Here is a 3,864-nt window from a genome sequence, read left to right as displayed (position 1 = left end):
GCATACTTCTATGCGATCGGAAGTATCCACACCAACCCAAACAACTACCCCTAGCAGGTTAAACTAGGTCTGGTAACAACTGCTCCACGTTCCTTATGAGGCTTTTATGGGAGCTAACCTCAAACAGATTGCCAACTATTTAGACAACCTTGGTTGGGACTACCGTTTTGATGACGAAGAAGACCGAATTATAACAGGTGTAGAGGCTGATAATCTAGAAGATTTCCTAATAGTTGTCCAACTGGATGAAGAAGGAAAATTTTTCCGGGTATTTGCCCCTCAAGTTCTAGGAGGAATCCAAGACCATCCTCACAAGGCAGCTATCCTCCAAACAATGCTTGCCATTTCCTGGGAAACCAAAATGTTGCAATGGGAGTATGACCCATCCGATGGTGAAATTCGTGCCATTATTGAGTTTCCTTTAGAAGACTCGATTCTTACAGAAAAACAATTTCACCGTTGTCTGAGTGGATTAATTCAGATTGTGGATGGCATAGCAATACCTCGCTTGACAGAAGTGATGGCAACAGGTCTCGATCCGGGGAATATAGAACTTGGGGAAAGACTATTACTCAGTATCCAAGAAGAAGCCCCAGGATTGTTAGATTTACTAGAAAAAGCAATGGAAGCAAGAAAAAAGCGAGGAACTTTTCCTAGTGAGTGAGACGGATCATCACTTAAATAGCTATACTCCAAAGTGATACCCTCACTATATACTGAAATTTTCTGGGGCTGGATATTATGACATCCTATGCAACCTCCTCTGCCAAAGCGGAAATGAGCGAACTCCGGCGGTTGAAAACCTTACTACCACCAGAACTGCAAAGCTGGGTCACGGTTGAAGGCACAACTGAGGTCAATCCACCCCTGGTTCGCTGCGAAGAAATTGGTAAAGACCAGGTAGAAATTCAAATTGATTTGGTGAAATGGGATGCCCTCGCTATGGATCAGCGTAATCTGCTGTTCTGGCATGAGGTTGCTCGCGTTCAAAATGACACAATTCCTAAAGATGGTTGGGAAATGGCAGCACTAGCCATTGGTTTAGGTGGTGCTGTAGGGGAATTGTGGGTACAAGATGGATTGCTGCTGGTGTTAGCTTTGTCGCTTTGTGGCGTGTCAGGCTGGCGACTGTACCAAAAGAATAATGGGGAAAAGCAACTAAGAGAATTGCTCAATGCTGATGAGAAAGCGATCGCTTTAGCAACTCGTTTTGGTTATAGCCTCCCCAATGCCTACAAGAGTCTTGGTAGCGCCTTGAAAACCCTGATTGATAATACTCCTAGTAAGCGCCAACGAGCGAGATACGAAGCAAGACTCTCTGCCCTCAAACGCAGTGCCAATAAGGCAAAAGCTAAATCCAAAGCTCCAGATGAGGGCGTACTATAGCAAATTCTATTTGAAATGGAATAAATCAGCCCTGCTGCTAGTAATTGGGCTGCTGCCTTCTTAATTAATTAGAGGCAACAGCCCAATCACCATTTCATAAAATCTTACTTTTTTCTTGACTACATCTTTATCAAACTAAAATTTTACAACTGGTTCAGCATTTTATGTGTCTGCGGGATCACGCGCACGTGCTTGAGAAACCCCTTCATCAAAGCTTGCCACGTCAAAACTCGATCGCTGGAAGGCGCAAGTACAGGTACTGGAGAAAATTGTTCTGATACCGCCAAAGGCGTAACAGGTTGTAAAAATACTGGGATATCTGGACTAACCTCTGCCACCAACGAAGCTGAACGTTCCAACTCGGCGGGATCTGTGTTTTGAGACACAATTATCTTGACAAAAACATTTAAATATGAGTCATGACATAACTGGAGAAATTTACTATGTTCTTGCCAATGACTTTCGCCGCTAACACTGGGCAATTTGAAATCCATACCTACAGAGTCTAAGTATGGGATAATCATTGCTAGTTGTTCTGGGCGATGTCCGCCGGTTTCTAAGTATATAGGTAGACCAGTTATGGCTCGCACTTGGGGTAGAAACTGCGTTAGAAATGAGGCATGAAGAAGTGGTTCGCCACCAGTTAAGCTAATGCTATCGTGTAGACAAGGCAGATTTTGCTGTTCCACCCATTCGATTAGTATGGGTAATGGGACGGGGTTAGAGTGAATATAAAAGTCGCGCAATCCAGGCGATCGCTCTATCCGACAAGTTGTAGGTGCATTCCAAGTGTGGGCACTATCACAAAAGTGACAGCGCAAATCACACAAAGCAAAACGAATAAATATCTGACGTGTCCCTACATTCAGTCCTTCCCCTTGAATGGCAGAAAAGACCTCAATCAGGCGTGCGGTAGGTGTAACCGTATTTTTAGCAATCATTTGATGAGAGCAACGCGATCGCGCTGCGTCGGCACAACAGCAAGGATGTTTTTTGGCTTCTTGTTCTATTGTGAATCGTCGCTAGCGATCTCCAATCTCAGCCTCGGTAAATAGCAGTTAGTCCTGATTACCACTAATTTCCGATATTAGGTTAAGTAATTTTGTAGGACAAAGTAATGTTTGGCATATTACATTATACATGGCAACGAAAGTGCAGAGCTTCATGACTAGCCAACCGACAGAGGTCGATTTTCCAGTTAATTCCCTAAACGACATGGCTATAGTGCAGGTGCCGACGCGGTTGAGCGTGCTGGAGGCTGTAGGCTTTAAGCAAACCTGCCAAGGCTTAATTGGGCCCAATTCACATCCTAAGCAAATCATCATTGACTTTCACCAAACTACTTTTATCGATAGTAGTGGTTTAGGTGCCTTGGTAAGTAATTTTAAATATGCTCAAACTAAGGGGATTACATTAACACTGCGGAATGTAACACCTCAAGTCATGGCAGTCCTAAAACTCACAGGGTTGGATCAGGTTTTTCCTTTAGAGCTTGTGGAGGATGGGTCGTTAATAGAACAAGATGACGTGGTAGATAATCGGAAGACAACTTCTCGTAAAGTAGAGCAGTTACCCACTACTCACCCTTCTATGGCATCTTGGATGAAACGGTTCTTAGATATTGTCGGGTCAGTGATTGGTTTATTAATTACAGGAATTTTATTTATTCCAATTGCGATCGCTATTCAAATTAACGATCCCGGCCCCATTCTCTTTAGTCAGACCCGTTGTGGTTGGATGGGTAAACGGTTTAAGATTTGGAAATTCCGCTCTATGTGTGTGGATGCGGAAGCGAAGAAATCCCAAGTTAAAAACCAAGTGGAAGGTGCTTTTTTCAAGAATGAGAATGACCCCAGAATTACTAAGGTAGGGCGCTTTTTACGACGAACTAGTCTTGATGAATTACCCCAATTTTGGAACGTCCTCAAAGGAGAAATGAGTTTAGTAGGCACTCGACCACCGACACCCGATGAAGTGGAACGCTATGAAGTACCTGAGTGGCAACGTTTAGATGTAAAACCCGGTATGACTGGCGAATGGCAAGTAAATGGACGTTCTACAGTCCGTAGTTTTGAAGATGTAATTCGTCTGGATTTGCAGTATCAAAAAAATTGGAGTTTAGTATACGATTTAAAGCTAATTTTCAAAACTATAGCTATTCTGTTTAATAGAAACAGTGGTGCTGTTTAGCTAATTATCCTTATTCACAATTTTTTGAGAACTCGCAACTCTCACGATATTCTTAAATACACCCAAGCCTAAAATAGGCTTGGGTAAATTTTAGGTTTATTTACTACACTACGCAAGTGTCATTCTCTGCTTAACATTGACATAAACAATGTTAAAATCGCTGGTTTCAAAACCTAAATCTAGGAAAGCTGAACCAGCAAAAAAGGAGAAAATACAAGGGCGATCGCCCATCCTAAATTAAAGGCTGGATAATTGTTTAATATATTCAATAACTTGGTCTTTACTGAT

4 protein-coding genes are annotated in these 3,864 nt (G+C 42.5%); 3 read left to right on the top strand and 1 reads right to left on the bottom strand.

The window, feature by feature from the left end; translation table 11 throughout:
- Positions 1-106 precede the first annotated feature (106 nt).
- Both IQ229_RS17165 and IQ229_RS17160 read left to right on the top strand, forming a co-directional pair.
- Positions 107-664 carry a hypothetical protein gene (locus tag IQ229_RS17165; protein ID WP_094349133.1) on the top strand — a complete coding sequence of 186 codons (558 nt, stop codon included), beginning with the start codon at positions 107-109 and terminating at the stop codon, positions 662-664.
- 77 nt (positions 665-741) lie between these two features.
- Positions 742-1,386 carry a DUF3318 domain-containing protein gene (locus tag IQ229_RS17160; protein ID WP_194045763.1) on the top strand — a complete coding sequence of 215 codons (645 nt, stop codon included), beginning with the start codon at positions 742-744 and terminating at the stop codon, positions 1,384-1,386.
- Between the two features lie 143 nt (positions 1,387-1,529).
- Here the strand turns inward: IQ229_RS17160 and IQ229_RS17155 are convergent, their stop codons facing one another.
- The gene (locus tag IQ229_RS17155; protein WP_194045761.1) at positions 1,530-2,327 is read right to left on the bottom strand and encodes a 7-carboxy-7-deazaguanine synthase QueE; all 798 of its coding nucleotides are present in this window, start codon (positions 2,325-2,327) and stop codon (positions 1,530-1,532) included.
- 199 nt (positions 2,328-2,526) lie between these two features.
- Between IQ229_RS17155 and IQ229_RS17150 the strand changes: the two genes are divergently transcribed.
- Positions 2,527-3,576 carry a sugar transferase gene (locus IQ229_RS17150; protein WP_194045759.1) on the top strand — a complete coding sequence of 350 codons (1,050 nt, stop codon included), beginning with the start codon at positions 2,527-2,529 and terminating at the stop codon, positions 3,574-3,576.
- The last annotated feature ends 288 nt before the right edge of the window (positions 3,577-3,864 follow it).

The organism is Nostoc cf. edaphicum LEGE 07299 (assembly GCF_015207245.1).
Lineage (GTDB): Bacteria > Cyanobacteriota > Cyanobacteriia > Cyanobacteriales > Nostocaceae > Nostoc > Nostoc edaphicum_B.
The sequence above is the reverse complement of the archived record's forward strand: the minus strand, read 5'-3'. Positions and strand labels throughout refer to the sequence as shown.

Excerpts from the sequence above, each read along its gene's own strand:
- IQ229_RS17165 (WP_094349133.1), top strand. The coding sequence starts at position 107 with ATGGGAGCTAACCTCAAACAGATTGCCAACTATTTAGACAACCTTGGT.
- IQ229_RS17160 (WP_194045763.1), top strand. The coding sequence starts at position 742 with ATGACATCCTATGCAACCTCCTCTGCCAAAGCGGAAATGAGCGAACTC.
- IQ229_RS17155 (WP_194045761.1), bottom strand. The coding sequence starts at position 2,327 with ATGATTGCTAAAAATACGGTTACACCTACCGCACGCCTGATTGAGGTC.
- IQ229_RS17150 (WP_194045759.1), top strand. The coding sequence starts at position 2,527 with ATGGCAACGAAAGTGCAGAGCTTCATGACTAGCCAACCGACAGAGGTC.